This window comes from Streptococcus suis (assembly GCF_002960445.1).
Classification (GTDB): Bacteria; Bacillota; Bacilli; order Lactobacillales; family Streptococcaceae; genus Streptococcus; species Streptococcus hyiners.
Genome location: NZ_POJD01000066.1, coordinates 112,539 through 138,451 on the forward strand (window position 1 = coordinate 112,539; position 25,913 = coordinate 138,451).

Annotated in this window: 25 protein-coding genes and 2 pseudogenes; 20 read left to right on the forward strand and 7 right to left on the reverse strand. The window is 39.4% G+C overall.

Features of this window, described 5'->3' with window-relative positions; all coding sequences use genetic code 11:
- Window positions 1–19: 19 nt before the first annotated feature.
- Window positions 20–988 (reverse strand): aromatic acid exporter family protein, encoded by a 969-nt coding sequence (locus C1G53_RS00955; protein WP_105117328.1) that lies wholly within the window; start codon window positions 986–988, stop codon window positions 20–22.
- Window positions 989–1,062: 74 nt separating this feature from the next.
- Window positions 1,063–1,452 (reverse strand): DUF1761 domain-containing protein, encoded by a 390-nt coding sequence (locus C1G53_RS00960; RefSeq protein ID WP_105117329.1) that lies wholly within the window; start codon window positions 1,450–1,452, stop codon window positions 1,063–1,065.
- A gap of 133 nt (window positions 1,453–1,585) precedes the next feature.
- Here C1G53_RS00960 and rlmB point away from each other — a divergent pair, with 133 nt between their 5' ends.
- From rlmB to rpsI, 6 genes are all read left to right on the forward strand, one after another.
- The gene (gene rlmB, locus C1G53_RS00965; RefSeq protein ID WP_032511689.1) at window positions 1,586–2,314 is read left to right on the forward strand and encodes a 23S rRNA (guanosine(2251)-2'-O)-methyltransferase RlmB; all 729 of its coding nucleotides are present in this window, start codon (window positions 1,586–1,588) and stop codon (window positions 2,312–2,314) included.
- On the forward strand, window positions 2,315–2,836 hold the full coding sequence (locus tag C1G53_RS00970) for an NYN domain-containing protein (RefSeq protein ID WP_024412889.1): 522 nt from the start codon (window positions 2,315–2,317) through the stop codon (window positions 2,834–2,836). It abuts the gene before it with no gap.
- Window positions 2,833–3,693, forward strand: coding sequence for a DegV family protein (locus C1G53_RS00975; RefSeq protein ID WP_105117330.1), 861 nt, complete (start codon window positions 2,833–2,835; stop codon window positions 3,691–3,693). The genes C1G53_RS00970 and C1G53_RS00975 overlap by 4 nt, the downstream gene beginning before the upstream one ends.
- A gap of 68 nt (window positions 3,694–3,761) precedes the next feature.
- Entirely contained in the window at window positions 3,762–4,655 is an 894-nt protein-coding gene (locus C1G53_RS00980; protein WP_105117331.1) for a PEP phosphonomutase, read from the forward strand.
- Between the two features lie 225 nt (window positions 4,656–4,880).
- A complete protein-coding gene (gene rplM, locus C1G53_RS00985; protein WP_027972471.1) occupies window positions 4,881–5,327 on the forward strand; it encodes a 50S ribosomal protein L13 in 447 nt (148 codons plus the stop codon).
- A 19-nt stretch (window positions 5,328–5,346) separates the two neighbouring features.
- Window positions 5,347–5,739 carry a 30S ribosomal protein S9 gene (gene rpsI / locus C1G53_RS00990; protein ID WP_002942223.1) on the forward strand — a complete coding sequence of 131 codons (393 nt, stop codon included), beginning with the start codon at window positions 5,347–5,349 and terminating at the stop codon, window positions 5,737–5,739.
- Between the two features lie 106 nt (window positions 5,740–5,845).
- Here rpsI and C1G53_RS00995 read toward each other — a convergent pair whose 3' ends face one another.
- Window positions 5,846–7,063 carry a site-specific integrase gene (locus tag C1G53_RS00995; RefSeq protein ID WP_105117332.1) on the reverse strand — a complete coding sequence of 406 codons (1,218 nt, stop codon included), beginning with the start codon at window positions 7,061–7,063 and terminating at the stop codon, window positions 5,846–5,848.
- Window positions 7,064–7,128: 65 nt separating this feature from the next.
- Entirely contained in the window at window positions 7,129–7,344 is a 216-nt protein-coding gene (locus tag C1G53_RS01000; RefSeq protein ID WP_105117379.1) for a helix-turn-helix domain-containing protein, read from the reverse strand.
- 158 nt (window positions 7,345–7,502) lie between these two features.
- On the opposite strand from C1G53_RS01000, the gene C1G53_RS01005 reads away from it, so the two are divergent.
- The 5 genes and pseudogenes from C1G53_RS01005 to C1G53_RS01030 form a co-directional block, all read left to right on the forward strand.
- On the forward strand, window positions 7,503–8,198 hold the full coding sequence (locus C1G53_RS01005) for a hypothetical protein (protein ID WP_044693901.1): 696 nt from the start codon (window positions 7,503–7,505) through the stop codon (window positions 8,196–8,198).
- Between the two features lie 3 nt (window positions 8,199–8,201).
- The gene (locus C1G53_RS01010; RefSeq protein ID WP_105117333.1) at window positions 8,202–12,560 is read left to right on the forward strand and encodes an Eco57I restriction-modification methylase domain-containing protein; all 4,359 of its coding nucleotides are present in this window, start codon (window positions 8,202–8,204) and stop codon (window positions 12,558–12,560) included.
- A 133-nt stretch (window positions 12,561–12,693) separates the two neighbouring features.
- Complete coding sequence (locus C1G53_RS01020; RefSeq protein WP_105117334.1) at window positions 12,694–13,056, forward strand: hypothetical protein; 363 nt, start codon at window positions 12,694–12,696, stop codon at window positions 13,054–13,056.
- A 59-nt stretch (window positions 13,057–13,115) separates the two neighbouring features.
- Window positions 13,116–14,078 carry an Abi family protein gene (locus C1G53_RS01025; protein WP_105117335.1) on the forward strand — a complete coding sequence of 321 codons (963 nt, stop codon included), beginning with the start codon at window positions 13,116–13,118 and terminating at the stop codon, window positions 14,076–14,078.
- A gap of 143 nt (window positions 14,079–14,221) precedes the next feature.
- Window positions 14,222–14,605 (forward strand): annotated as a pseudogene (locus tag C1G53_RS01030) (ATP-dependent DNA helicase); the annotation flags it as partial.
- Between the two features lie 238 nt (window positions 14,606–14,843).
- Here the strand turns inward: C1G53_RS01030 and C1G53_RS13230 are convergent.
- The 3 genes and pseudogenes from C1G53_RS13230 to C1G53_RS01045 all read right to left on the reverse strand — a co-directional run bounded on the left by C1G53_RS13230 (window position 14,844) and on the right by C1G53_RS01045 (window position 16,459).
- Window positions 14,844–15,005, reverse strand: a complete 162-nt coding sequence (locus C1G53_RS13230; RefSeq protein ID WP_238139079.1) for a hypothetical protein — start codon at window positions 15,003–15,005, stop codon at window positions 14,844–14,846.
- Between the two features lie 367 nt (window positions 15,006–15,372).
- Window positions 15,373–15,717 (reverse strand): annotated as a pseudogene (locus C1G53_RS01040) (tyrosine-type recombinase/integrase); the annotation flags it as partial.
- On the reverse strand, window positions 15,710–16,459 hold the full coding sequence (locus tag C1G53_RS01045) for a hypothetical protein (protein ID WP_105117337.1): 750 nt from the start codon (window positions 16,457–16,459) through the stop codon (window positions 15,710–15,712). The pseudogene C1G53_RS01040 and the gene C1G53_RS01045, both read right to left, overlap by 8 nt.
- A 777-nt stretch (window positions 16,460–17,236) precedes the next feature.
- Here C1G53_RS01045 and C1G53_RS01050 point away from each other — a divergent pair.
- From C1G53_RS01050 to lacG, 9 genes are all read left to right on the forward strand, one after another.
- Window positions 17,237–18,004, forward strand: a complete 768-nt coding sequence (locus C1G53_RS01050; RefSeq protein WP_024418727.1) for a DeoR/GlpR family DNA-binding transcription regulator — start codon at window positions 17,237–17,239, stop codon at window positions 18,002–18,004.
- A gap of 205 nt (window positions 18,005–18,209) precedes the next feature.
- Window positions 18,210–18,632, forward strand: coding sequence for a galactose-6-phosphate isomerase subunit LacA (lacA, locus tag C1G53_RS01060; RefSeq protein ID WP_002941127.1), 423 nt, complete (start codon window positions 18,210–18,212; stop codon window positions 18,630–18,632).
- Between the two features lie 26 nt (window positions 18,633–18,658).
- A complete protein-coding gene (gene lacB, locus C1G53_RS01065; RefSeq protein WP_002941130.1) occupies window positions 18,659–19,174 on the forward strand; it encodes a galactose-6-phosphate isomerase subunit LacB in 516 nt (171 codons plus the stop codon).
- Between the two features lie 9 nt (window positions 19,175–19,183).
- A complete protein-coding gene (locus C1G53_RS01070; protein ID WP_105117338.1) occupies window positions 19,184–20,116 on the forward strand; it encodes a tagatose-6-phosphate kinase in 933 nt (310 codons plus the stop codon).
- A 1-nt stretch (window position 20,117) separates the two neighbouring features.
- The gene (lacD, locus tag C1G53_RS01075; protein ID WP_105117339.1) at window positions 20,118–21,095 is read left to right on the forward strand and encodes a tagatose-bisphosphate aldolase; all 978 of its coding nucleotides are present in this window, start codon (window positions 20,118–20,120) and stop codon (window positions 21,093–21,095) included.
- A gap of 188 nt (window positions 21,096–21,283) precedes the next feature.
- Window positions 21,284–22,117, forward strand: a complete 834-nt coding sequence (locus C1G53_RS01080; protein ID WP_105117340.1) for a PRD domain-containing protein — start codon at window positions 21,284–21,286, stop codon at window positions 22,115–22,117.
- Between the two features lie 31 nt (window positions 22,118–22,148).
- Window positions 22,149–22,466: a PTS lactose/cellobiose transporter subunit IIA gene (locus tag C1G53_RS01085; protein ID WP_100881101.1), complete on the forward strand. Its 318-nt coding sequence runs from the start codon at window positions 22,149–22,151 to the stop codon at window positions 22,464–22,466.
- Window positions 22,466–24,145 (forward strand): lactose-specific PTS transporter subunit EIIC, encoded by a 1,680-nt coding sequence (locus tag C1G53_RS01090; RefSeq protein ID WP_002941140.1) that lies wholly within the window; start codon window positions 22,466–22,468, stop codon window positions 24,143–24,145. The genes C1G53_RS01085 and C1G53_RS01090 overlap by 1 nt, the downstream gene beginning before the upstream one ends.
- Window positions 24,146–24,481: 336 nt before the next feature.
- Window positions 24,482–25,888, forward strand: a complete 1,407-nt coding sequence (gene lacG, locus C1G53_RS01095) for a 6-phospho-beta-galactosidase (RefSeq protein WP_105117341.1) — start codon at window positions 24,482–24,484, stop codon at window positions 25,886–25,888.
- Window positions 25,889–25,913: the final 25 nt, after the last annotated feature.

The following is a 25,913-nucleotide window of genomic DNA, read 5'->3' on the forward strand; positions in this document are numbered from 1 at the left end:
AAGTAGAAGAACCGTCGGTTTAAACTGACGGTTCTTGGTCTTTATATACTTCATAAAAATCAACCTTGAGGCGAATAAAGGCTTCCATGTCGTGTAGGAGTTGGAATAGGGTAGCACGGGTTTCAAATTCTTCCCTTGTTTGTGGCAGAGGTCGCTCGCGGAAGGTGGCATGGAAGAGATCGATGTCCAGGAGCAGTTCCTTGGCGGAGTTTTCTCGGCTCAGTTGCTGGGCTGCTCGCTCGAAGAGGCTGGACAGGATGACATTTTCTCTGCCTTCCAGTAAACATTTGTTGATATTTCCTGCCATGGTCCGCAGGATTTTGTTTTGTGCGGCTCGCATTTCAAAGTAATGGACCTGGTAGTTGGTCTGCTGGAAGAGTTGGTTGTGGCGGTCCAGATAGACGACTTTCAGGGCCTCATCCAAGGTCTGATCCAACTGCGTAATCAATTCAGCCTCGTTTCGTCCATCGCCATTAAGCAGAAAGGCTTCAAAGCGAAGGAGAATCTGCTTGAGCAGGTCTTCGACTTGGTCGTGATAGGCCTGGATTTTCTTTTCTTGCGAAGGCATATAGAGGTTAAACAAAAGTGCCAGTCCTGCCCCAATCAGAAAAAGCGTCAGCTCATTTCCCAAAAAAATCAGCGAAATATCCTGCTCCAGCAAGAGGTGGGTAACGAGGACGGTCGAGGGGGCGATGCCAGCCTCCCAGTTGAAACGGTAGGCCAGAGGGACATAGAGGGCCAGGTAGATGCCTAGGGTCCAGATGCCAAAGCCGAAGAGGGCGAAGGTTAGGACGGCGATGGTCAGGGCCAGGAGGGTGGAAAAGAGGCGGTTGCGGGCCATTTTGAAGCTGGACTTGCGGGTGTCGAGGACGCTGAGAATGGCGATGATGCCAGCCGCTGTCGCATAAGACAAGCCTAGGGCGGTCGCTAGGTAGATAGCTAGCACAGTGGCAAAAATCAGTTTAATCGTTCGGAGGGAGAGGGACATGGGGGCTCCTTTGGTTTTAGTCTATTTCTATTGTATCATAAAATAAAAACCTCCTAAGGATAGGAGGGAATTGCTTATGCAAATAGAGCCAGAATACCGACTACTAGGTAGCAGACCAGCTTGTAGCTTTCGTTGATGAGGACGAGGTTGATAGGGCGTTGCTCAAAGACGTAGTTTTTTAATGAAGCAAGGACCGCAATTATGCCCATGCCACCAGCTGCGTGTAGGGGAGAGATGCCGAGGGTCTTGATGAAGAAAATAGTAATGATAGCAGTCAGGACTTCAATGACAAGGGAAACCACCATTTCCTTCTGTCCATTTTTGCCAGCCTGACGATCTGCTTCTACCTTAGCCATGTCAATGCCTGAAGCCTTGATCCAAGCATCGCGGAAAATCAAACCATACCACAAACCACCGATAGCAAAGGCAATCAGACCCGCCACAATTCCAAAAATAAGTGTCATACGCTCTCCTTTTGGTCCGATTGTACGGACAAGTAATAGGAATAAGGATAACATATATTGGTAATGTGGTCAAGTATTTCAGCTGGGACACAGTGAGTGCCAATTTTCAAGTAACCTATGCTATAATACTCTTATGGAACAAAATGATATGGTATATGGCGTACATGCTGTAGTGGAGAGTTTGGAGGCCAACACCGGCAACAAACTCTACATCCAGGATGATTTGCGCGGAAAAAATGTAGAAAAAATCAAGGCGCTGGCGGCAGAGAAGAAGGTGTCGATTTCTTGGACGCCCAAGAAGACCCTGTCTGACATGACAGAAGGTGCTGTTCACCAAGGCTTTGTTTTGCGGGTTTCTGAGTTTGCCTATGCGGACCTTTCGGTGATTTTGGAAAAGGCAGAGCAGGAAGACAATCCCCTCATTCTCATCTTGGACGGTCTGACAGACCCCCACAACTTCGGCTCGATTTTGCGGACCGCAGATGCCACTCAGGTAGCGGGCATCATCATTCCTAAGCACCGAGCAGTTGGCGTGACGCCCGTTGTGGCCAAGACCTCCACAGGTGCGGTGGCCCATGTCCCAATCGCCCGAGTGACCAATCTCAGCCAAACCCTAGATAAGCTCAAGGAGGCTGGTTTCTGGGTATTTGGTACCGATATGAACGGAACCCCAAGCCACAAGTGGAATACGGCTGGCAAACTAGCCCTTATTATTGGCAACGAAGGCAAGGGCATCTCCAGCAATATCAAAAAGCAGGTGGATGAGATGATTACCATTCCTATGAAGGGCCATGTCCAATCTCTCAACGCCAGCGTAGCAGCAGCTGTGCTGATGTACGAAGTATTTCGGAAGAAAATCTAAATGAAAGAAAAAGTTCTCATCGTAGATGGCTACAATATGATTGCCTTTTGGCAATCGACCAAGCAAGATTTTAAAAAGGGAGACTTGGACGCGGCTAGAACGACCTTGCTTCGAACCCTGTCTCACTATGCAGCCTTTGAACAGATTGAGGTGATTTGTGTCTTTGATGCCCACCATGTGCCAGGCCTTCGCCAGCAATATGACGAGTTCAAGGTATCGGTCATTTTTACAGAGGAAGAGGAAACGGCGGATAGCTACATTGAGCGGCTCAGCGCCCAGCTCAATAGTGACCGCCGCAAGCAGGTTTCCGTCGCAACCAGCGACCTCAACGAACAATGGGTGGTCTTTTCACAAGGGGCCTTACGGGTTTCGGCGCGTGAGTTAGAGGAGAGAACCAGGGTTATCAAGAAGGACTTGGACAAGTTTGTGGACCAGGTAGAACTCTACACCCCACGGCTCAATCCCTGGTCAGATGGGAATTTTCAAGCTTTAAAAGAAATGATGGAGGAAATGAAAGAGTGACATTTACAATCGTAACCGATTCGACATCGGATTTGCCAGTTAGCTGGCTGCAAGAAAATGATGTAACCGTGCTTGGTTTGACCATAAACCTTGACGGTGTGACCTATGAAACCGTTGGGGAAAACCGCTTGACTTCTGGGGAATTGTTGGAGAAAATGGCAACAGGGGGCCAGCCGACAACCAGTCAGGTCAATGTTGGTCAATTTGAAGAAGTATTCGAGGTGGCAGCCAAGGAAGGCAAAGAGGTACTTTACCTCGCTTTCTCAGCAGCACTTTCAGGGACCTATCAGAGTGGAGTCATTGCACGCGATATGGTTTTGGATGCTTATCCTGATGCTGCCATTGAAATTGTAGATACCAAGGCTGCTGCTATTGGTGAGGGGTACTTGGTTATGCAAGCAGCTCAAGCGCGTGCAACGGGCAAGTCGTTAGCTGAAACCAAGGCGCTCATCGAGGACTTGGTCCCACGTTTGCGGACCTATCTCTTGGTTGATGACCTCAACCACCTCGTGCGTGGTGGTCGCTTGTCCAAGGCAGCTGCTCTGATTGGCGGTTTGGTCAATATCAAACCTCTTCTTGCTCTCAATGCGGAAGGGAAGTTAGAAGCCATTGCCAAAATCCGTGGCCGTAAAAAAGGGATTAAGGAAATGCTAAACCTGACCTTGGATAATTTGGATCATTCTACGGTCATGGTGGCCTATACAGGTGATTTGGAAGCTGCGACAGCCATCAAAGCGACCTTGTTGGAAGATAGCCGTGTCAGCGATGTTCTTTTGACTGAGTTGGGACCAATTATTGCCACCCATACAGGTACAGGCGTTTTAGCTATCTTATCCATCAGTAAGAAAGAGAGATAATCTCTTTTCTTTTCTCAACAAAAGAAAGCGATTACAAAAAAGTTATACTTATCCATTTGGAGGTTCTTATGAAACGTTTATTGTCATGCTATGCCAGTGATATGGTGGGAGCGACCAAGGAGGAGCTCAAGCAGTCCATTCTATCCAGTGAAGGTCGGATTATCATGGGGGAAACGGTGGTGACGGCGGCTCCCTTGATTGCAGGGGTGACCAATGCGGAGATGATGGCTGCTTTTGGTTGTGACCTCTTGGTGCTCAACGAATTGGATGTTTTTCATCCGGAGATTGTTGATTTTTACGACTGCGACAATCCCATCGCTGAAATTAAGCGGTTGACAGGTCGATTGGTTGGGATTAACTTGGAGCCTGTGGATACTAGTCAGGAAGTTCAAGACCAGCAGGTCTTTCTTAAACCTGGGCGTCAGGTCAGTCCAGAAAGTCTGGGACAGGCCCAAGCCCTGGGCGTAGATTTTATCATGCTGACAGGCAATCCTGCTACGGGTGTGTCTATGGCTGCAATACGCTCTGCTATTGGCCTTGCCAAAGAACACTTTGAGGGCCTGATCTTTGCAGGAAAGATGCACGGTGCAGGTCTAGGGGAGTCGGTCGTGGACAGCCAAGCTCTGCTGGATTTTGTGGACTTGGGGGCTGACGGTGTCCTCATTCCAGCGGTCGGAACAGTACCGGGTGTGCGGGAGGAAACCGTGGCACCTATTATCAGTCAGGTCAAGGCGCGTGGAGCTTTGGTTATTTCGACCATTGGGACTAGTCAGGAGAGTGCGGACAGTCAGACGGTGCGGGAGTTTGGGCTCAGCAACAAACGGGTGGGTTCGGATATTCACCATATCGGAGATGGGGGCTATGGTCGGATGCCAGACCCTGAAAATATCTTGTCCTTGTCCTTGGCGGTCAGAGGCAAGCGGCACACTTATTTTAAAATGGGGCAATCGGTGAGGAGATAGGATTTGGCGTCATTTTTCTGCTATTAAAGCTCGTTTTTTCTATCCTTGCTTTAGGGTGAAGAAAAAATAAAAAAAGTAAAGTAAAATAACTTGACGGAGAACAGTAGTTTTGATAGAATGGTAGACGGTATTGTTTACCCCATTTGAAAGGCCCCGGAACCTTCCAAATACCCGCGGACCGGAACATCCGCCCAGTAAACAAAAACGATTCGTATAGGAGAAATCATGAACAAAACAACATTTATGGCTAAACCAGGCCAAGTTGAACGTAAATGGTATGTAGTAGACGCTACTGATGTACCTCTTGGACGCCTTTCAGCAGTAGTTGCTAGCGTTCTTCGCGGTAAAAACAAACCAACTTTCACACCTCACACTGATACTGGTGACTTCGTTATCGTTATCAATGCTGAGAAAGTGAAATTGACTGGTAAAAAAGCAACTGACAAAGTGTACTACACTCACTCATTGCACCCAGGTGGTTTGAAATCAATCACAGCTGGTGAATTGCGTTCTAAAAACGCTGTTCGTTTGATTGAAAAATCAGTTAAAGGTATGCTTCCACACAACACACTTGGTCGTGCACAAGGCATGAAGTTGAAAGTGTTTGTAGGTGCTGAGCACACTCACGCTGCACAACAACCAGAAGTACTTGATATTTCAGGTCTTATCTAAGGGAAAGGACGTAATCTAAATGGCACAAGCACAATACACAGGTACTGGTCGTCGTAAAAACGCGGTTGCACGCGTACGTTTGGTCCCAGGTACTGGTAAAATCACAGTAAACAAAAAAGATGTAGAAGAGTACATCCCACACGCTGACCTTCGTTTGGTTATTAACCAACCATTCGCAGTAACTTCAACACAAGGTTCATACGACGTTTTCGTTAACGTGAACGGTGGTGGTTACGGTGGTCAATCAGGTGCGATCCGTCACGGTATCGCGCGTGCATTGCTTCAAGTAGACCCAGACTTCCGCGATTCATTGAAACGCGCAGGCCTTCTTACACGTGACGCTCGTATGGTTGAACGTAAGAAACCAGGTCTTAAGAAAGCACGTAAAGCTTCACAATTCTCAAAACGTTAATTATCAGCGATATATCAACGTTTCAAAGCACTCAAGAGTTTACCTCATGGGTGTTTTTTTTGTGGTTTTTTGAAAAGTTCACCTCAAAATTTACCTTATTTTTACCTTATTGTTTCAGAGAGTTTAAGGCAAATTCTCCAACCGCCATAGGGATGACATTGGAGGTATTGACATAAATTTGAGTTGTAGTGGTATCGCTGTGGGTTAGAGCCTGTGAAATAGCTTCTAAGCTCATACCTGCTTGTTTAGCAAGTGTTGCACCAGTGTGCCGTAATTTATGAGGTGTAGCGTGTGTCAAATATGGGTGACGATTTTTAACTGTTCTCATCTTATTGTTAAGATAATCTGCGTGTAGGGGTTTATTTACGTTTCCTTTAGTATCTACATAGGTAAATACAAATTGCTCATAGTTCGTAATGATACCAAACTTTGCAAGTTCTTGCCTTTGTTGTTTTTTCCAATTCTGGAGAAGTTGAAGTAAGTCAGATGAAATAGCAAAGGTTGTTTTCTTGTTTCCTTTGGTTGATTTCACATCTCCATACCTATCTAGTGCTTGGAGTAATTGAATTTGGGATTTTTCAAAATTAATGTGTTTCCACTGCAAAGCATAAGATTCAGATTTTCGGTCTCCTAAAAAGAAGGTAAGATAAAATAGAACGTAGTCCTTAAGTGAAATTTTTCTGCTAGCCAAATCATCTTGGAAGGCTAAGAACCATTCCTGTAACTGCTCATGTGTTAGGTAGAGGTCTTCATCTCGCCTAGCTTCTGCCAACTGGATTTTCTTAGTTGATTTGATACGACGTAAGGTTTTAGCGATTTTATTTGATTCTATATATTCTAATTCCTCTGCCCAATCAAATATGGAAATTACATAGCTTCTCAAGGTCTTGAAATTGGCGTATTCATTAGCTTTAGCAGTCATCAAGTTTAGAATAACTTGCTTGTTCTGATTGAGAAATTGAATAGTGTAATTACCTAACATAGGTAAAATATGTTTTCTGAAACAAGTTTTTGTATTGGATATAGTTGACCTGCTTGGGGGCTTTGTAGTTGAAGTTGTCTGTCCTGCTTTATAATACTCCCACCAGACATTTTCGTAAAAATCTTTGAATAGAATTTCTCCCTTGCCTAACCCTGTAAATTCGTTATTCTCAATCTGATTGATTTTTGTTAGAAGGTCTATCTCTGCTTGCCTTGCCTCCTTTTTTGTCTTAAAACGCTTATCAAAGTAATTATTATTCACGATTCCGAGAGGCATTCGTGCTTCAGTTGGAATATATACCTTTAAGCGATATGTTCCATTTTTGGTTTTTGTGATAGTCATGATATTCTCCTTTTTGTCGAACCAGAAAATACCATGCTAATTATAAGATAAAAATACAGATATTTCTAGTTTTGTGCTAGTAGCCATGCATCAATGGATTGTTTGTTGAAACGAACCGTTTTTCCGATCTTAATAGATGGAAGCCCTTTGCGAATCCATTCGTCTAAAGTATTATTTGAAATCCCGAGATACTCGCATGCTTGTTTTTTGTTTAAATACGAATTGCCAATATTTTGATGATGAATTTGTTTTTCAATTTCTGATGTAATTAAACTTGAAATTAATTGTAAATGAAATTTAAGTTCTGTTCATGCTTTGACTTTTTTGAGAGCTAAATTACATTATTTCAAGGAACTTCAAACACTCTCAGAAATAGTTAAAGTTAGGCATAGAAAATGGTATAATAGGTGGAGATATAAACATTTTCAAGGAGTAGGTTTTGGAAGAGAGCTTAATTAAATCAAAACAACGTGTTCAAAAACATGGAGAAGTCTTTACACCTGCTTGGATGGTTCAGAAAATGCTGGATACTCCAGGAGTGAAAGAAGCTTGTGAAAGTGTATATAAGACCTTTTTAGAGCCATCTGCAGGCGATGGCAATTTTTTGCAAGCTATTTTAGAGAGAAAGCTAGAGGCTGTGGTCAGACAGTATGACAAACGAAATTGGAAAACAAAGTCTTTGATTGCTCTCTCGTCCATATATGGCATAGAGTTTTTAGAAGATAATTTGGAAGTGGCACGTTCACGGATGTTTCTTTGTTATTTAGACTGGTACGAGCAAGCTTTTGGAACTAGACTAAATAGCAAAAATGATATCTATCAATCAGCACACTATCTTATTCATAAAAATATTGTGAGAGGAAATACCTTGACTCAGCAGCATCCAGTCACAGGGGAGCCCATTAGGTTCAATGAGTGGCAACTGGTCAAAGGTCATCCAAGTTTGGTAAGAAAAATTTCTTTTGCACTTTCAGAACTTTTGGGTAAGGAAGTAGAAGACGATCGGACAGTCGTGGAAGGACAACTGAGTTTTTTTGATATAGATGATGAATTTATGATTGAGAATGAATCTGTTAAAAAAGCAGATACGATAAAAGAGATAACCATTCAAAAAGTGTATTTACTAGGAGATTAGGCTATGATTTCAAATTTTGATTTTTTGGCAATTGATATAGATACAGCCGAGCTTTTTAGAACCATAAATATGGCTGAAGAAAATTATACACATGGGGACTATGAAGGCACGCTGACTAAAGTGAGAAAAGTTGCTGAGAATACAGCGAGGTTGGTTGCCGATAGAGAATATTTAGATATTAGTGAGCGCGCCACCTTTAATGACGTACTAAGAGAGATAAGAGACTTTATTCCCAATAAAACAATCGTCGATCACTTTTATGATATCAAGGGAAGGGGGAATAATTCTGCCCATGTCCTTAATCCAGAAGATGCGACAAAAGAAAATGCATTAAAATCACTAAAACAAGTCTTTGACATACTAGCTTGGGTCATGTTAACCTATATTGAACCGGATATTAAAGCCAGTGCAATTGGTCATTTTTTAGAACCGAGAGCACAAGAAATGTACACTACGGCTGAGCGGAAGTTTATCTATATTCAAACAGTGAACAATGAAAGTGGACTATTTAATGCCTTCGAAGGAACTCAAAAAATTGGTGAGGGTAGCGTTTCTTCGGATGATATTGAGACAGATTGGTCGCCAAATAGTGACTTTTTACGTACTGTTGCCCCAAAACGTATTAATCAATACATGAAAACATCTGGTCTACCTTACACGCTTGGTTGGGTAGAGCTTGCTTACAAAAAGGCGACCAAGTCCTGGTTTCATGATTATGATGTGCATAATGTCTTGAAGCGTTCAGGGATTAAACAGGCTGAACAACTGGAAGGAACAGAGTGGTTCAAGACGGATTTAGAGACAGCTAAGGCTGCTATTAAAGCTGTTAAAGAAGGTAGAAATTATCTAAATATTACTGCCAAAGAATCATTTATTGAAGAACCAGTTATCACCCTTCGTCCAGAACAAGAGGCAGCGGTCGAGCAGACGCAAAAAGTCTTTAAGAAAAAAGACCGAATGCTCTGGAATGCTAAAATGCGTTTTGGCAAAACTCTGACGTCCTTGCAATTAGTCAAGAATGAGGCTTTTCAAAAAGTTCTCATCATGACTCATCGCCCTGTTGTGGCGCATTCTTGGTTTGATGATTTCAAGAAAATGAAGATGAGCGCCGATGGGTATGATTATGGCTCAGTCAATCAAGGAGAAACGCTTGAAAACCTGAAGCGAGGAGAAAAACCTTTTGTGTATTTTGCTTCAATCCAATTGCTTCGGTACAATGGCGGACAAACCAATCTGAAAGATTTTGCAGATGTGGATTGGGATTTGATTATCATTGATGAGGCGCACGAGGGAACGCAAACCGAGCTCAGTGACACCGTTATGAAAGAATTGGTCAAAGAGCATACAAAGATACTTGAATTATCAGGAACCCCCTTCAATCTTCTGGATCAATTTGACGAGGAGCAAGTTTATACTTGGGACTATGTCATGGAACAACAGGCTAAGAAGAAGTGGGAATTAGAACGTCCAAGTGAGCCAAATCCTTATGAAACTTTGCCAAAAGTATCAATGTACACTTTTGAAATGAAGCATAAGGAACGTTTTTCTGATGAGAGTAAATCGTTCAACTTTAGGGAATTTTTCCGTGTGGCTGAGGATGGTAAACTTGTTTATAAGCAAGAGGTTCGCCAATTCTTAGATAATATCACACATCCAGATAGTTGTACGAACTACCCTTTTTCATCGAAGTCTTATCGTGAAGAGTTGCGTCATACGCTTTGGCTTATGCCAGGTGTTAAGGAAGCTAATGCTTTTGAGGGCTTGCTTAAAGAACACCCTATTTTCGGGAAAGAATATAAAATTGTTAATGTTGTTCGAGGAGCAAGTAGTGATGATGGAATTGCTAACGATGCGGACATAGAGAAAGTTCGTTCTGCTATTGGTGAAGACCCTTCGCAGACAAAAACCATTACCTTGACTGTTCGTAAGCTGACAACAGGCGTCAATATCCCAGAGTGGACAGCTGTTCTCTTCTTGTCTAATACCAATAGTGCCATGAACTACCTACAAGCTGCCTTTCGTGCTCAGACGCCTTTTTCTCATGAGAAATTGGGAATGAAGACGAATTGTTATGTTTTTGATTTTGCCCCTGATAGAGCCTTGACTGTCATGGCGGAGAGTGCCCAGATTAACTCAGGTGTAGGGAAGAAAAATACGCAAGCACAAAAACAAGCTATGGCTCGTCTTCTAAACTTTATGCCAATCTTAGGCGCTTCAGACAATGGAATGAAGACCTACGATGTGGATAGAATGCTGACACAGCTCAAGAAAGTTTATGCTGAAAAGGCAGTGCGGTCAGGTTTTGAAGACGACAGTCTATATAATGACAATCTTTTAACTTTAACTGCTGATGATGCGAGCATGTTTACCAAACTCAATGCTATCGTTGGTAAGACACAGAGTCAAAAAACGCCTAAGAAAGTTGTAATCAATGAAAATGGATTGACAACTGAAGAGCATGAGCAAGCTGAAAAAGCTAAAAAGAAACCAAAAGCTAAACGAACAGCAGAAGATCTAGAGGTTATCGAAAAGCAAAAAGAAGCTAAGAAACAGCGGAAAAATATGATTTCTATTTTACGCGGGGTTTCTATCCGTATTCCAATGATGATTTACGGCATGGCGGTCGATTTATCAAAAGATATTACCATTCAAGACTTTATCAAGCAGGTGGATGATGAATCGTGGAAAGAGTTCATGCCAAAAGGCTTCACCAAGGGAATGTTTAGTGAGATTACCAAGTATTATGATGCTGAGGTCTTTATCGAGGCTGGTCGTATCATCCGTCAGCGTGCGAAATCATTTGATGACCTGGACTTCATCGAGCGGGCGGAGCAGATTGCGGAGCTGTTTGGGACCTTTAAAAACCCTGATAAGGAAACGGTACTGACACCGTGGCGCGTGGTCAATCTACAAGTATCTAAGTCTGTCGGTGGTTTGAACTTCTATGATGATAACTTTGAGTCGGCGACAGATGGTGCGAGGTCAAATCTTCACTGGGTGTCTAATGAAGTGACTCCATCAATCTATCAACGAGATACGAAAATCTTAGATATCAACTCAAAGACAGGTCTCTACCCTCTTCATAGTGCCATTAGCTTGTATTATCAAAGAGTGGCAGAAAATGATGACAACCATTTTGAAGCTGACCAAGTCTATCAAGAGATTTTAGCGAATAATATCTACGCTATTGCCAAAACACCAATGGCAAAAACCATTACTGAACGTACACTGACAGGCTATCGGAAGTACAAAACCAATGTGACTTATATAGAAAGCCTGACAGATACCCTAAAAACAGATAGTGAACAAGGTAAGAAACTAGTTGAGGAGGCATTTAACAAGGTGAAATTTGATGTAGTGATAGGAAATCCTCCGTATCAGGAAGAAACGAAAGGAACAAGTGATAATCCTATTTATCATAATTTTATTGACTTATCTTATCAAATAGCAGAAAAGGTCTGCTTGATTACTCCTGCTCGCTTCCTATTTAATGCAGGAAAGACTCCAAAAGTATGGAATCAAAAAATGCTGTCTGATGAACATCTTAAAGTGATTTACTTCTCTCAAAAGTCAGATGAAGTCTTTCCAAATACAGATATTAAGGGTGGTGTAGCGGTTACTTACCGAGATTCAAACGAAGTTTTCGGTGCGATTGAAACATTTACTCCATTTGATGAATTAAATGAAATGTATAGATTAGTTACCCATCATAAAGATTTTTCATCTTTAAGTGAATTGGTATATGCACCTGAAAGTTACAAACTGACAAGCCAATTACATGAAGAATTTCCACAATTGGAATCTCGATTGAGTAAGGGGCATAAATTTGATGTCACAACAAATATTTTTGAGAAACTTCCTGAAATTTTCAAAGATATCAAGTCGGATTCAAATTATGTAGAAATAATTGGACGTCAAAATAATGAGCGAGTAAATAAGTTTGTGAGAGCCGATTATATAAAGGGACCTGATAATTTTGAGAAGTATAAAGTCTTTCTTCCGAAAGCAAACGGAAGTGGGGCGATAGGCGAGGTTCTATCGACCCCACTCGTGGGTACCCCACTCGTGGGTCACACACAGACGTTTTTATCTATTGGTTCATTTAATACTGAGTACGAAGCTCATTCATTATTGAAGTACATAAAAACCCCTTTTGCTAGAACGTTGTTAGGTATTTTAAAAATCACTCAAGATAACAAGAAATCAGTTTGGAAATATGTTCCAGTGCAAAATTTTACTAATAAATCTGATGTTCCATGGGATAAGTCAATTGATGAAATTCATGATTATCTGTGCAGTAAATATGATTACGAAGAAAGCCATCGAAAATTTATGGATTCTTATATCAGTAAAATGGATTAGAAATTGCGTCTAACTCGGACATTGATTGGTCACAATCAATAGCTGAGTTAGACGCACAACTCTATCGAAAATATGGACTTTCGGATGATGAGATTGGATTTTTTGAAAGTAAAGTGAAGGAGATGGGGTAAGAATGGAAATCTTAACAGCGTTTATTACATCGGGTATTGTTGGAACGCTTGTAGCAGAATATTATCAACGAAAAATGTTAGTGAAGATAACAAAGCGCAATTTTGTGATTGAATTATTTAGTTTACGCCATACGCTAAATCAGGGGTATAATGGGGATTATTCCGAAATAAATAAAGCTTTAGGAAAAATTCCAATTATCTTTTCTGATAACAAAGACGTTCTATCTTGTTATGATGAAATACTGACTGGTGCAGATAATAAAAAATTTCTACGCCTGTTAAAAGCGATGTGTAAAGATAAAAATGTCAAAATAAATATTTCTGACTGGGACGATGAAATGCTGATGAGGACTCTCTTTGTTTAATATTTTGAGATACTCAGGAGCGGTATTAATTATTAAAAATTAGAAATACAGGAGGAACCGTGGAAAAAGGAAAATCAACCAATGCATTGATGAAGCATATTAGAACGATGCATGGAATAGATATAGGTGGTTCTAATCATAAGAAAATGTTGTTGCGAATGGGCTATTATCATGGATATAAGGGCTATCGTTTTTATCAAGAAAGAAGGAATTTATTCTCCTTTAGCCATTTTGATGAAATTATTGCTGTTTATAACTTTGATACTGCTCTCAAAGATTTATTATTTTCACCCTTAGTATCTATTGAAACCTCCATTAAAAATTATATTTTAGATGAGTTGGTCAGTGAGTCAAATCCAACATTTGAAAGTATCTACAGCGAAAAGTTAACAGACTACCATCGTTTTAGTGGTTCAGATAAAACGATGATGTTGAATAATCGGTTAAACCTTCAAAAAAATATTCACAGTAGCGTCCATATGAATTATGGTAAGAATAAAATGGTAACACATAAAATTAATTCAGGGGAACCTATACCGCTATGGGTAATGTTTGAGATTGTTTCACTTGGTAAGCTGGGCGATTTTGTAAAACAAATGCATAAAGAGGATCGAAAAGAAGTGCTCACTAATCTTGGAATATATGACCATATGGATACGAATGCAGATCATTTAACGAATCATATCTTTATTTTGAATGAATTAAGAAATGGTATTGCACATAATCATATTATTTTTGATACTCGCTTTAAGAATCGCAGGATAAATAATACTTTATTAAATGATTTGAGGATTAAATTTGGTATTACCAATATATCATTTAAATCTATAGTCGATTATTTATCTCTTATCATCATGTATCTAAAAGCTTTTGGTTATTCAAAGACGGAACTAAAAAGATTAACAAGAGAATTTAAACGAATTATCATCGATTTGAAGAATGTAATTCCAACTAGTGAATTTAATAGAATTCTTGGGACGGATGCTTTTAATAAACTGAAAAAAATCGATGATTACATTTAAAGAAGTAAGGATAAATAGTTGACGAAAAAATTTTCAAATGGTAAAATAGTAACATCGATAGCGGTGTAGATTGCTAGAGACTACACCTAGTGGCTTCTGAATTCATTTCGGGAGCCATTTTATTTTGCTATCATCACGTAAGGGTTCGTGAGATGAATAAAGGTGTTAAACGTATCTACTCGGAAATGGAATCAGCCTTTCTCCATGAACCAAAATACTCAGAACCTGGAAACAAGGTTGTTCTGACGCTTGAAAATAATATTGTCAGCCGACACCTACGAACCAGAGACAGTTTAGAGAAACAGTTTACTGATTTTGGCGACCTTAATGCGGATGAGCAACTGATTGTCCACTATATGTATAATTCAGGCGAGAGAATGACAACGGCAAAAGCCATTGAGCTTACAGGTAGGAGTCGATCATTTGTTGTTAAATTACTTCATAATCTTCGTGACCTAGAAATCATTACTTGGTTTGGTTCGAGTAAGAATGACCGCAATCAATATTATCTTTTGGTTGATAAGTGATTGCAGTCAGGGTACTATTAGTAATAAGAATACAGTAGAATACAGTAGAATACAGTAGAATACAGTAGAATACAGTAGAATACAGTAGAATACAGTAGAATACAGTAGAATACAGTAGAATACAGTAGAATACAGAAAAAGCGGTTATCAACAATCAGGTCGATAACCACTTTTTTTCATTTTAGGCTTTATTTCAAGAATCGGCTGTGAATCTGTCAAATATACTTAGTTAGAAAAATCATTTATCCACCAATTCTTTCAATAGTTCATTATATTGGTTCATAGCATTTTCTAATTTTTTGTCAAAGTCAACAGTTGGCTCAGCTTTGAGAATACTAGTTTCTACATTAGGTTCCTCTTTGCAAACTTTTGTAGTACTGATACTCAGTGGAGCATTCATTAGCTACGCCTCCTAATTTTGTAACTATATTATACATGGTATGCGTGAAAATTAAAAGTGAATATTTTTAGTTGATGTATTTTCTAGAATCAAGAATAAGGTAAACTTTTATATTTTCTGGTCCGATTTTGATTATTTTGATTGAAAATTTACCTTATTTTGATGAAATTAGTTGAAATTGGATGAAATTTTAAGTTTTGAAAACCCGTGAAAACGTTGATATTAAAAGCTTTTGAAATTGGTTGAAACAAAAGATGCCCCAACCAGGTCTTAAGAAAGCACGTAAAGCTAGCCAGTTCTCAAAACGTTAATCAAAACCTTATTATACCAACGATTATGGCACTTTTTTGGTGCCAGTTGGTGTTAATTATAATGATAAGTCGTTTAAGAGACTTAAAGCATCGGCATCTTGCTGGTGCTTTTTTTCTGGCATCAATTCTAGATAATACTGTTGTGTTGTTAAGATAGAGTTATGACCTAGACGACGAGAAATATAGTCTAGGCTAATATCTTTTGAAAAGAGAAATGAGGCATGCGTGTCACGAAGTCCATGAAATGTCGTTTTTGTTAATCCCAGCTGTTTTAACAGCTTTTGAAGTTGACTAGCTTGCTTGAATCCATTCCAATCAAAGATATAGCCTTCTTTTGTTTGTGCAAGTTTTGTCACAGCTTGATAAACATCTTCGTTGATGGAAATATCACGCTTAGAATAAAATATATGCGTAGGAACGAGGAAATTCCTCTGGTCTATTGTGTCCCAGAGCCTTTGTCACAATTTTACAAGCTTTTCTGTCGAGTGAGATGCCAACTAACTCTTTACGCAGATGGATAACTTCTTTACGATTTCTAATCTTGGAGATTTCGCGTGCTACACTGCGATAAACACGCTCTGCATACTCAGCACGATACTTATGTGGCTTTAATGCAGTGGGAACTTTCTTTCCATCAAAATCGTCGAGAATTAAATCTTTGGGAACATGAAAGACTTTCTTTTCTCCTGCTCGTTGGAAAATAGCAACTAACCACTCTTCTTCCTCTTGACTAGTAGCCATGATGGGAGACCAGCGATCTCTGCGTCCTTTTGTGCGATGCTTATGGCCGTCTAAATTTAAATACCAACGGCCATCACGGCCGCGTTGCAGAGCATCACCAGTGACGTGGATCAATTCACTTTTTCGTAAGCCTGTTGCGGTAACTACTTTATGCCAGTAGTCGTTATTTTTGTTGGATAAACGATAGTCTTTATGCACTACACGATTATTCATACGATTTGCACGAGTACGTGGTTGTGTAGCGATGAAATTAGTTGAGGAAACTCCGAGAACTTTGGCCAATGCTGCTTTGTAGGTCGCTTGTGTATATGGACTTAAACCAATCTCTATACAATATTGTAAGTATTGATTGACAAGTTCTATCCAACCTTCCGTATCTTTTTCAACATGACCTAATGCCATTAACTGTTCTGGCGAAATGTTAATCGAAACCCATTTTGCAAAACAGTGCCATGAACCCGAATAGTTAGAGTTTCCCATTTTATCGCTAAATGTGGAATAGTAAAGAAGTCCAAGTTTTCTTAAAAAGTGGATTTGAATAGAGGTCCATTATGATAGAAATAATGGTGTATTAGAGTAGCCCACGTCGATTTGCGATATGGACTTTTAGAATAATCCATATTTTCAATAATGTTGGAATACTAAAGAAAACCAAGAAAACTTAACTTGTTGGTTCATAGAGGAATCCATTTTTCTATGAAAGATGGGCCATTAAAGTAACCGATTCAGTCGTAAAAGATGGCTAACTTAAAACCACATTTAGTTTATGTTTATGGACGAATATAACCATCCATTATTTCTCAAAAAGTGGAATAGTAAAGAAGTCTGTGGAATAGGTAAAAGGCAGGAGATTTCGATATTTTCTGCCTATTTTTATTTATTCTACTGATGTTATTATTGAGATAATCTCATTTTTGATGAGATACGTGTTTAGCGTGAGTAAACTATCGTTACTCATCGCTAAACACGTAGGCTTGCAGCCCAAAAAGAAAGCACCATGCTTTCTTTTTTCCTTGCAGTCGGTTCTAACGAACCGATGTTTTGCGAACCGCGCAAAACCTGCTCGCGAAGATTGCTCGCATAATAAAGTTGTAATTATCATTTAAAACAAATGTTCAAAATTCCAACATATTCTTGTTTATTTTTGATATAATGTAAAAAAACAACAAAGGATTAAACATGAATAAACGAGAACGACTGGAAGAAATTACACGATTGGTAAACAAAAAAGGCACAGTTCGAATTTCTGAGATTGTTGAATTGCTAAATGTTACTGATATGACTGTTCGACGTGATTTTATTGAATTGGAAGAGCAAGGTGTCTTAACAAAAATTCACGGCGGTGCTAGAAGTAATAAGGCTTTTCAATATCGGGAATATTCCCATTCTGAGAAACACATTCAGAATAAGGAAGCCAAGCAAGAGATAGCAGAAAGAGCTGCACAGCTGATAGAAGATGGAGATACGGTATTTTTAGGCCCAGGAACAACAGTTGCCTTTCTGGCTGAGGCCATTAAAAATCCTCGCCTAACAGTCATCACAAACTGTATGCCTGTTTTTACCATCCTATCTCAAAAAAAGACCGAGGAGTTTCAAGTCTTTCTCTTGGGGGGAGAATATCGCCAAGTGACAGAATCTTTTGTAGGAGAAATTACCAATACAAGTTTAGAAAAAATGCGATTCAGCAAGATTTTCTTTTCAGGTAACGGACTTAAGGGAACTGATGTCATGACCTCTACCCTAGCCGAAGCCTATACGCAAAATATTGCTATTAAACATTCTTTAGAAAAATATCTACTTCTGGATGCCTCAAAAATTGGAAAAGATGATTTTACTTCCTTTTGTGATTTGAATGATGTAACTGCTCTAGTGACCGATATGAATGCAAAGGATGAAAATTACCAATTATTAAGTAAGCACATCGAAATTATTTCTACAAAATCATAAAGTTATCAAAACCAACAGAGAAATGTTGGTTTTTTGTTTGCATACGAAAAAAATAAACAAAAATAAAACAAAATATGTTGACTTTGTGTTTGTTTGGTTGTATAATTTAAACATAAAAAGCGAAAACGCTTTTTCTAAGTTTTGCAAAACAAAGATTTTCTGCCAAATATGGCTACAACTTTCTATTTTTGTTAGGAGATAGGTTATGACAATCATTATCGGTGCTGATCCAGCGGGTTCAAAACTAAAAGACGTTATTAAAGATTATTTGCTAGAAAAATCATATGACTTTAAAGATGTCAGTGATGGAAGTGATTTTGTTGATACAACTTTGGCAGTAGTTGCAGAAGTTAATCAAGAGGAAGGAAATCTTGGCATTGTGATTGATGCTTATGGTGTTGGTCCATTTATGACCGCAACTAAAGTCAAAGGGATGATCGCTGCAGAAGTTTCAGACGAACGTTCTGCCTATATGACAAGAGGACACAACAATTCTCGTATCATTACAATCGGTAGTGAGATTGTAGGAGAAGGAATTGCTAAAAATATCGTTAAAGGATTTGTTGAAGGTGAGTATGATGGCGGCCGTCACCAAATTCGTGTCGATATGCTAAATAAAATGTGCTAATTGTTGTAAACGAAGGAGAATAAGAGATGAAAATTGCAATCGGTTGTGACCACATTGTAACCTATGAAAAAATCGCTGTGGTAGATTATTTGAAAAATCAAGGATATGAAGTATTGGACTTTGGGACTTATGACAATGTTCGTACTCATTACCCAATCTTTGGTAAAAAAGTTGGTGAAGCTGTTGCAAGCGGACAAGCAGATTTGGGAATTTGTATTTGTGGAACAGGTGTTGGAATCAACAATGCTGTAAACAAGGTACCTGGTGTTCGATCAGCCCTGGTTCGTGATATGACCTCTGCACTCTATGCAAAAGAAGAGTTAAATGCCAACGTCATTGGTTTTGGAGGAAAGATTACAGGTGAGTTGCTCATGTGCGACATCATTGAAGCCTTCATTAAAGCAGAATACAAACCAACTGAAGCAAACAAACGCTTAATTGAAAAGATTGCTGCAGTTGAAACGCTCAATCAAGAGCAGGCTAATCCAGAGTTCTTTACGGAATTTCTTGAAAAGTGGGATCGTGGAGAATACCACGACTAGGAGGCTCACATGATTTTGACAATCACTTTAAATCCGTCGGTTGATATTGCCTATCAATTGGATACCTTTCATTTGGATACGGTCAATCGAGTAGAAAAAGTTCAAAAAACAGCTGGTGGTAAGGGGCTTAATGTCACACGAGTTTTGAAGCAAATTGGTGAAGATGTTGTAGCAACAGGCTTTATTGGCGGTGAGATTGGAAGCTATGTCAAGAAACAACTCACTCGAAATGCTATTAAAAATTCCTTTGTGGAAATTGGGAGCGAAACACGTAACTGTATTGCGGTTCTTCATGATGGCAAACAGACGGAGATTTTAGAACAAGGCCCAACTATTCATGAACACGAAGCCTTGAATCTTATCGAACATCTTGAAATTATTCTGAACAATGTAGATGTAGTTGTCATTTCAGGAAGTTTGCCTAAGGGACTTGCTAGCAATTATTATGTTGAGATTGTAGAACTTTGTAAAAAATACGGTGTAGCTGTTGTTTTGGATTGTTCTGGTGAGGCGCTGAAAAACGTTTTAGAAAGCCAGCAGAAGCCGACAGTTATTAAGCCGAATACAGAGGAATTATCACAACTGATTGGTAAAGAAGTTACTGATGATATTCAAGAGTTGAAATCAGTTTTGTCTGGTCAACTTTTCCAAGGAATTGATTGGATAGTCGTCTCATTAGGGGCGCAGGGGGCTTTTGCCAAGCACAATGACAAGTTCTATCGTGTTAGAATTCCAAAAATCAAAGTCGTCAATCCAGTAGGTTCAGGAGATTCAACAGTTGCAGGTATTGCAGCAGGTTTGGTACATGCTTTACCTGAAGCAGAATTATTAAAAAATGCTAATGTTTTAGGCATGTTAAATGCCCAAGAAGAACAGACAGGTTACGTCAATTTAGAAAATGCAGAATCGTTGTATTCTCAAATCGAAGTCGAAGAGGTATAATATGGTAGTAACAGCAGATAAAAGAAAATACATGGAAAAAGTAAGCAATGAAGCAGGTATTATTTCAGCTTTAGCTTTTGACCAACGTGGAGCCCTGAAAAAAATGATGGCAAAACATCAGACAGAAGAACCTACTGTGGAGCAGATGGAAGAACTAAAGAAACTAGTTTCAGAAGAATTAACACAGTTTTCTTCCTCAATTCTGTTAGATCCTGAATTTGGTTTGCCAGCATCACGCGCCCGTGATGAACAATGTGGTCTACTTTTAGCTTATGAAAAAACTGGCTATGATACCAGCTCTACTAGTCGCTTACCAGATTGCCTAGTAGAGTGGTCTGTAAAACGACTAAAAGAAGAAGGGGCAGATGCTATCAAGTTCTTACTCTATTATGATGTTGATGGAGACCAATATGTCAACCTTCAAAAATATGCCTATATTGAACGCTTGGGTTCAGAATGTCAGGCTGAAGGTTTACCATTCTTCTTGGAAATTTTGAGCTATGATGAAACGATTGAAGACAATGCCAGTGTGGAATTTGCAAAAGTCAAACCTCGAAAAGTAAATGAAGCCATGAAAGTCTTTTCGGATGAACGTTTTGGAGTAGATGTTCTCAAGGTAGAAGTACCTGTAAACATGAATTTTGTAGAAGGCTTTGGAACAGGGGAAGTCGTCTATACAAAAGAAGAAGCAGCTGAATATTTCCGTCAACAAGAAGCATCAACTCATTTGCCATACATTTATCTAAGTGCAGGTGTTTCTGCTAAGCTTTTCCAAGATACACTAGTGTTTGCACATGAAGCAGGTGCTAAATTTAACGGTGTTCTCTGTGGTCGTGCAACATGGGCAGGTGTTGTGCCAGTCTATATTGAACAAGGTGAAGAAGCTGCGCGTGAATGGTTACGTACTGTTGGTCGTGAAAATATCGAGGGACTTGATGCAGTCTTGTCTCAAACAGCAACTTCTTGGCTAGAAAAATAATTGAAAAAATAACCATTTTCTTAAAAGAAAGGGTTTACATTTTCTGAGAATATGCTATAATAATCTCATCAGCAAGAATAGAGTGGATTGTAACTAATTCGATTAGGCAAGACTACAAATGGATTTGAGAGTAGGATATTCTCGGTTTGTTTGTAGTCTTTTTTTGCTTAAAAATATAGGAGGGATATATGTTTAGGATTATACAGTCACTAAATAATAACGCTGCACTGGTGAAAAATGAACATGGGGAACAGGCAGTCGTGATGGGATTAGGTATAACCTTTCAAAAGAAGAAAGGGGATTTAATTGTCAAGGACAAGATAGAAAATATCTTTTCGCTAAAAAATGATGAAGCCAAAGAAAATTTTCTAACCTTATTAAAAGATATTCCCTTAGATTTTATTTCGGCAACCTACACGGTTATTAATCATCTGGTAGAAACTTATCATTACCCTGTACAAGAATATCTATATGTGACACTGACAGATCATATCTATTGTGCATATCAGGCGGTTTTAAAGAACAGTTATCAAGAGAGTAGGCTACCCAATATTTCAGCCGAATATCCATTGGAATATAAAATGGCGCGTGAAGCCTTAGCTATGTTTCGTGAAAAGTTGCTAGAAGATTTTCCAAATGATGAGATTGGTAAAATTGCACTTCACTTAATCAATGCAAAAGGTGAAACAATTCATCCCACAAGTGAAGAACATGACATCAGTAAGAAAATTATTGCTGAGGTTGAACAAATTTTGATAGAGAATGGGATTAAACGCTCTAAAGAAAATAGCAATTTTTATGATCGCTTTATGATTCATTTGTCCTATTTTCTGAATTACTTAGATAGATCCCATCAGTCAAATGAATCGATTGCTAGTTTGGAACAGTACATCAAGCTCCAGAATCCAAGAGCCCATCAGGTTGGAAGTCAGATTTTTGAGATGATTACATCATTGGTTGATGAGCCAGTAAATGATAGTGAAAGGTTCTATATTGTATTACATATTCAACGGTTATTGTAAATCAATTCAATTTTAAAAGGAGGTTCATATTATGAACAGAGAAGAAATTACTTTATTAGGTTTTGAGATTGTTGCATTCGCTGGTGATGCTCGTTCTCGTTTGATGGAGGCACTGGCTGCTGCTCAAAAAGGTGATTACGCAAAAGCAGAAGAACTAGTTGAGGCTGCCAATACTTGTATTGTTGAAGCCCACCATGCTCAGACAAGTTTGTTGCAGAAAGAAGCGGCTGGTGAGGATTTAGCCTTTAGTGTGACGCTCATGCATGGTCAAGACCATCTCATGACGACATTATTATTGAAAGATATGATGAGTCATATGATTGAACTTTACAAACGAGGTGATAAGTAATGAATAAATTGATTGAATTCATTGAGAAAGGGAAGCCTTTCTTTGAAAAGATTTCGAGAAACCCTTATTTAAGGGCTATCCGTGATGGTTTTATCGCTGCCATGCCGGTTATCTTGTTCTCAAGTATCTTCCTATTGGTGGCTTTTGTTCCTAATATCTTTGGTTTTACTTGGTCTGATGAAGCAGTTGCGGCTATCATGAAACCTTACGGTTATACAATGGGTATTGTAGCTGTCTTAGTTGCAGGAACGACCGCAAAATCTTTGACAGATGCGTTTAACCGTCAATTGCCAAAAACCAATCAAATCAACTTCATCTCAACCATGATTGCCTCAATTTCAGGTTTCTTATTACTGGCTTCTGATGGTATTGAAGGTGGATTTGCCAATGGTTACATGGGAACTAAGGGACTTTTGACAGCCTTTCTAGCAGCCTTCATTACGGTTAATATCTATAAAGTCTGTGTGAAAAACAATGTCACCATTCGTATGCCAGACGAAGTTCCACCGAACGTATCCCAGGCATTTAAAGATGTAATTCCATATGCATTATCTATCTTTGTCTTGTATGGAATTGATCTTGTGACACGTCAATTCCTTGGAACAAACGTTGCTGAGGCGATTCTGAAATTATTTGAGCCTCTATTTACAGCCGCAGATGGTTATGTTGGTATTACAATTATCTTTGGTGCCTATGCTTTGTTCTGGTTTGTAGGGATTCATGGTCCATCTATTGTTGAACCAGCAATTGCAGCCATTACTTATGCTAATATTGAAACCAACTTCCAGCTTTTACAAGCCGGTCAACACGCGGACAAAATCCTGACTTCAGGTACTCAAATGTTTATCGTGACAATGGGTGGTACAGGTGCTACCTTGGTTGTGCCATTCATGTTTATGTGGTTGACTAAGTCTAAACGAAATAAAGCAATTGGACGTGCTTCAGTTGTTCCAACTTTCTTTGGTGTAAACGAACCAATCTTGTTTGGTGCACCACTTGTACTCAACCCAGTATTCTTTGTTCCATTCATCTTAGCTCCAATTGCTAACGTATGGATTTTCAAATTCTTTGTTGATACGCTAAAAATGAACAGTTTCAGCGTCAACTTACCATGGACAACTCCAGGACCGTTGGGGATTGTAATGGGAACAAACTTTGCTCCACTCGCCTTTGCACTAGCTATCTTATTGGTGGTTGTCGATGTACTTATCTATTATCCATTCTTGAAAGTTTATGATGAGCAAATTCTCGCTGAAGAACAATCAGGGAAAGTTGAAAATAGCTTGAAAGAGAAAGTGGCGGCTAACTTTAATACTGCAAAAGCGGATGCTATTCTTGAAAAAGCTGCAGTCGATACCGAAATTTCTGAACAAACCAATGTTTTGGTACTTTGTGCAGGGGGTGGTACAAGTGGATTACTTGCCAACGCTCTAACTAAAGCTGCAAAAGAATATGGTGTTCCAGTTACAGCTACAGCAGGAAGCTATGGGGCACACCGTGAGATTTTGCCAGAGTATCAATTAGTCATCCTTGCACCTCAAGTAGCATCAAACTACGATGACATTAAACAAGAAACCGATGCATTGGGTATTAAACTTGCCAAAACTGAAGGGGCTCAATACATTAAACTCACACGTGATGGTCAAGGTGCTCTTGACTTTGTCAAACAACAGTTTTAGAACCTATATTCACGGTTTAGCACTTCCATCTAAGGCTAGTTTTTCAGCTACTCATCGTTAGTTTTTTTCAAAATACAGTCAGTATTCCCTCAAAAAGCCGCCTTGATTAGCGAAAAACTATCTCTTATATACAAGCACTTCACTTGTGAATACAGGTTCTTAATCAAAAGGGGAGGGAGTAATAAATCTCCAACTCCTCCCCCTTTATCGTCATTTGGTTTATCTTTTATTACTTCGTTAACTCGCTTTGCCGTACTCTAGTACAGCCTGCATCTCGTTGCCTAGTACTAAAAGCAAACCAAAAGACTTTAGTTTTATATAGAAGAAGGTAGGCATATGGTTAAAACATTACCAAAAGATTTTATATTTGGTGGAGCAACTGCTGCATATCAAGCAGAGGGTGCTACACAGACGGATGGAAAAGGTCGTGTTGCGTGGGACAAGTATCTAGAAGATAATTACTGGTACACTGCGGAACCAGCTTCTGATTTTTATAATCGTTATCCAGTTGATTTAGAACTAAGTGAGCAGTTTGGTGTGAATGGCATTCGGATTTCAATTGCGTGGTCTCGTATCTTCCCAACAGGCTTTGGAGAAGTGAATCCAAGGGGAGTAGAGTATTACCATAAATTATTTGCGGAATGCCATAAACGTCACGTAGAACCATTTGTAACGCTTCACCATTTTGATACACCAGAAACGCTACATTCTAATGGTGACTTTCTGAATCGAGAAAATATTGAGCACTTCGTCAATTACGCAGCGTTTTGCTTCAAAGAATTCCCTGAAGTGAATTACTGGACAACCTTTAATGAAATCGGTCCAATTGGTGATGGGCAATATCTAGTTGGGAAGTTCCCACCAGGGATTCAGTATGACTTAGCTAAGGTATTCCAATCTCACCACAATATGATGGTTTCACATGCTAAGGCGGTTAAGCTCTACAAGGATGCTGGTTATAGTGGAGAAATTGGTGTTGTACACGCATTGCCAACGAAATATCCTTATGATCCAACCAATCCTGACGATGTTCGTGCAGCGGAACTAGAAGATATTATTCATAATAAATTTATCCTCGATGCTACATACTTGGGTTACTATTCTGAAAAAACGCTTGAAGGCGTTCGACATATTCTGAAAGTGAATGGTGGAGAATTAGACCTTCGTGATGAAGACTTCGCTGCCTTAGATGCCGCAAAAGATTTGAACGACTTCTTGGGCATCAATTACTATATGAGTGATTGGATGAGGGCTCATGACGGTGAGACTGAAATTATCCATAATGGTAAAGGTGAAAAAGGAAGTTCTAAGTATCAAATCAAAGGAGTTGGTCGTAGAGAATCCCCAGTCGATGTTCCAAAAACGGACTGGGATTGGATTATCTATCCGCAAGGCCTTTATGATCAAATCATGCGTGTGAAAAATGACTATCCAAACTATAAGAAAATCTACATCACTGAAAACGGCCTAGGCTATAAAGATGAGTTTGTAGATGGTACAGTCTATGACGATGGTCGAATCGACTACGTGAAAAAGCATTTAGAAGTGATTTCAGATGCCATCTCAGATGGTGCCAATGTTAAAGGTTATTTCATCTGGTCCTTGATGGATGTATTTTCGTGGTCAAATGGATACGAGAAACGATATGGATTGTTCTATGTTGACTTTGAGACCCAAGAACGCTATCCAAAGAAAAGTGCTTATTGGTATAAAAAAGTAGCAGAAACACAGGTTATTGAATAAAACTAATACAAGGATGCCTAGCTCA

Bases quoted from the DNA above. Each gene is read 5' to 3' on its own strand.
- C1G53_RS00955 (WP_105117328.1), bottom strand. From the start codon at position 988: ATGTCCCTCTCCCTCCGAACGATTAAACTGATTTTTGCCACTGTGCTA.
- C1G53_RS00960 (WP_105117329.1), bottom strand. From the start codon at position 1,452: ATGACACTTATTTTTGGAATTGTGGCGGGTCTGATTGCCTTTGCTATC.
- rlmB (WP_032511689.1), top strand. From the start codon at position 1,586: ATGGAACAAAATGATATGGTATATGGCGTACATGCTGTAGTGGAGAGT.
- C1G53_RS00970 (WP_024412889.1), top strand. From the start codon at position 2,315: ATGAAAGAAAAAGTTCTCATCGTAGATGGCTACAATATGATTGCCTTT.
- C1G53_RS00980 (WP_105117331.1), top strand. From the start codon at position 3,762: ATGAAACGTTTATTGTCATGCTATGCCAGTGATATGGTGGGAGCGACC.
- rplM (WP_027972471.1), top strand. From the start codon at position 4,881: ATGAACAAAACAACATTTATGGCTAAACCAGGCCAAGTTGAACGTAAA.
- rpsI (WP_002942223.1), top strand. From the start codon at position 5,347: ATGGCACAAGCACAATACACAGGTACTGGTCGTCGTAAAAACGCGGTT.
- C1G53_RS00995 (WP_105117332.1), bottom strand. From the start codon at position 7,063: ATGACTATCACAAAAACCAAAAATGGAACATATCGCTTAAAGGTATAT.
- C1G53_RS01010 (WP_105117333.1), top strand. From the start codon at position 8,202: ATGATTTCAAATTTTGATTTTTTGGCAATTGATATAGATACAGCCGAG.
- C1G53_RS01020 (WP_105117334.1), top strand. From the start codon at position 12,694: ATGGAAATCTTAACAGCGTTTATTACATCGGGTATTGTTGGAACGCTT.
- C1G53_RS13230 (WP_238139079.1), bottom strand. From the start codon at position 15,005: ATGAATGCTCCACTGAGTATCAGTACTACAAAAGTTTGCAAAGAGGAA.
- C1G53_RS01045 (WP_105117337.1), bottom strand. From the start codon at position 16,459: ATGGCATTAGGTCATGTTGAAAAAGATACGGAAGGTTGGATAGAACTT.
- C1G53_RS01050 (WP_024418727.1), top strand. From the start codon at position 17,237: ATGAATAAACGAGAACGACTGGAAGAAATTACACGATTGGTAAACAAA.
- lacA (WP_002941127.1), top strand. From the start codon at position 18,210: ATGACAATCATTATCGGTGCTGATCCAGCGGGTTCAAAACTAAAAGAC.
- lacB (WP_002941130.1), top strand. From the start codon at position 18,659: ATGAAAATTGCAATCGGTTGTGACCACATTGTAACCTATGAAAAAATC.
- C1G53_RS01070 (WP_105117338.1), top strand. From the start codon at position 19,184: ATGATTTTGACAATCACTTTAAATCCGTCGGTTGATATTGCCTATCAA.
- lacD (WP_105117339.1), top strand. From the start codon at position 20,118: ATGGTAGTAACAGCAGATAAAAGAAAATACATGGAAAAAGTAAGCAAT.
- C1G53_RS01080 (WP_105117340.1), top strand. From the start codon at position 21,284: ATGTTTAGGATTATACAGTCACTAAATAATAACGCTGCACTGGTGAAA.
- C1G53_RS01085 (WP_100881101.1), top strand. From the start codon at position 22,149: ATGAACAGAGAAGAAATTACTTTATTAGGTTTTGAGATTGTTGCATTC.
- C1G53_RS01090 (WP_002941140.1), top strand. From the start codon at position 22,466: ATGAATAAATTGATTGAATTCATTGAGAAAGGGAAGCCTTTCTTTGAA.
- lacG (WP_105117341.1), top strand. From the start codon at position 24,482: ATGGTTAAAACATTACCAAAAGATTTTATATTTGGTGGAGCAACTGCT.